At 36.7% G+C, this 1762-nt stretch carries 2 protein-coding genes and 2 pseudogenes; 1 reads left to right on the forward strand and 3 read right to left on the reverse strand.

Annotated elements, in window-relative coordinates; genetic code table 11:
- Window positions 1-176 (forward strand): annotated as a pseudogene (locus tag AK963_RS32770) (IS256 family transposase); the annotation flags it as partial.
- A gap of 173 nt (window positions 177-349) precedes the next feature.
- Here the strand turns inward: AK963_RS32770 and AK963_RS28525 are convergent.
- The 3 genes and pseudogenes from AK963_RS28525 to AK963_RS36200 form a co-directional block, all read right to left on the reverse strand.
- Window positions 350-730 (reverse strand): glycosyltransferase, encoded by a 381-nt coding sequence (locus AK963_RS28525; protein ID WP_066018664.1) that lies wholly within the window; start codon window positions 728-730, stop codon window positions 350-352.
- Window positions 730-1443: a glycosyltransferase family protein gene (locus AK963_RS28530; protein ID WP_066018665.1), complete on the reverse strand. Its 714-nt coding sequence runs from the start codon at window positions 1441-1443 to the stop codon at window positions 730-732. The genes AK963_RS28525 and AK963_RS28530 overlap by 1 nt, the downstream gene beginning before the upstream one ends.
- Before the next feature lie 129 nt (window positions 1444-1572).
- Window positions 1573-1762: pseudogene (locus AK963_RS36200) on the reverse strand (IS630 family transposase); the annotation flags it as partial.

Genomic DNA, 1762 nt, shown 5'->3' on the forward strand with positions numbered 1-1762 from the left:
GCGTCATTCGTAAGGCGATCAAGAACCGGAAGATTTTTCGGACTGATGAGTCAGTCATGAAGGTAATCTATCTGGCCATGGAAAAAGCTTCCGAGAAATGGACCATGCCGATCAGGAACTGGAAAGCAGCCATGAACCGGTTTGAAATTATGTTTCCTGACCGGTTCAAGGAGTAATAGTTTTGGTGGCGTTTACACAGAATTATTTACAGGCTCTATGGAATTCATAGGGTACGTTTATACCATTCGAGCCATACCAAGATAAAGATCCAAAAAGAAGAAAAAGCAAGCTTTTTGATAAGTTAACTCGATCCTTGAGCATATATATTTAACCTTCACATATATTTTTATTATTTCATGGCTTGAATAAATCTCTCAGCCATTACTCTTGTATTATGAGAGTACTCTGGTACATCTGAGCAGTTTTTTGCTAACTGTTGATAATCTGCCCTTGGTAAGGATAGTGCACTCTTAACTGTGGACAGTAGGCCTTGTTTATTGTCATACAATAACGAGTTAACGCCATCTTCAAGTACACAAAACTCAGGCATATGGTTATTACCGTCATTATGAGTAATAACCGGTATGTTGTATGACAGAGCATGAAGTATGGAGAGTCCTACAGCTCCAGGATGGATAAAGAACTTTGCCTTCATTAATATTTTGGCAATTTCATCCTCATTATAAATTGCTCCAACCATTTCAATATGGCCAGATAAACTCGCCTCCATTATTTTTTTTCCAGCTTTTCTCTCTCCGCGCCATCGCCAATAATCACCCATTGAAGAGAATCATTCTCCTCGACCAATTTTGAAAACACATCTACAAACAAATCAAGTTTATTCTTTCCAATTAAACGACAGCAAGAAACGAAACAGCCATCTTTATACCGGTCGAAATAAGGATTAGAGTTCTTCTCTTTTGCTTTGATTACCTCAGAATAATTCAACCCATTATTCAGGGAAGTCACACTGCCGTTGAACCCTAGTTGGCTCAAATCCCTTTTCTCTTTTTCAGTATAAACAAGCGCACCACTAAAAAACTTCCACCATGACAACCTAATCTTCTCGGTAATTTTTGAAGCCCCTGCAGTGTGAACATGCCCCCAAACAACTGTTTTTTTTCCTAATAAGAATAAAATAGTGGATAATATTACTGATGAAACAACTCTGGGATTACCTGTGAAGACATAGTAGTCAAACGAAGTTAGCATTCTGTAAAATGGTAAAAACTGAAAAACAAGTTTATTATTTCCGATAGTATAGTGCTTTACATACTGAACAGATCCATTTAAAACTTCCTCATCGATACAATTATGTTTAGAGCCTTGCAACTCCCTCTGACAATAAATTTTAATATCTATATCCTTTGATTTAATCAGCCTCTGAATAAAGTCTTTCCGGTAGCTTGGTAATACATTTGTAACAAGACATACTTTCTTCATATTTAAATTAAAATCTATTTCGGAAGCTTAACGACATATAAAAGGCTTGCTATTTATTGTCACTTTGTAATTTTTGCATATATTTTTTCTTTGAGTTATTAAATATATAATACCAATTGAATTTTCTAACTACTGTATAACTGCCCAATCACGGGAGCACAGACTGAACAGTCGACCAGCTTCGCTGCAAAGGTTATTCCAAGCTTCACAGCAACAATCTACAATATTTTCATAACCTGAAAATGCTTTGTTTGATAAGTCATGCTCCCGCATCCACTCCCATAGCCTTTCTGAGCTGTTTAACTCCGGTGCGAATGGT

It is taken from the genome of Endozoicomonas atrinae (assembly GCF_001647025.1).
Classification (GTDB): Bacteria; Pseudomonadota; Gammaproteobacteria; order Pseudomonadales; family Endozoicomonadaceae; genus Endozoicomonas; species Endozoicomonas atrinae.

Coding starts and splice junctions, on each gene's coding strand:
- AK963_RS28525 (WP_066018664.1), bottom strand. CDS start 730: ATGGAGGCGAGTTTATCTGGCCATATTGAAATGGTTGGAGCAATTTAT.
- AK963_RS28530 (WP_066018665.1), bottom strand. CDS start 1,443: ATGAAGAAAGTATGTCTTGTTACAAATGTATTACCAAGCTACCGGAAA.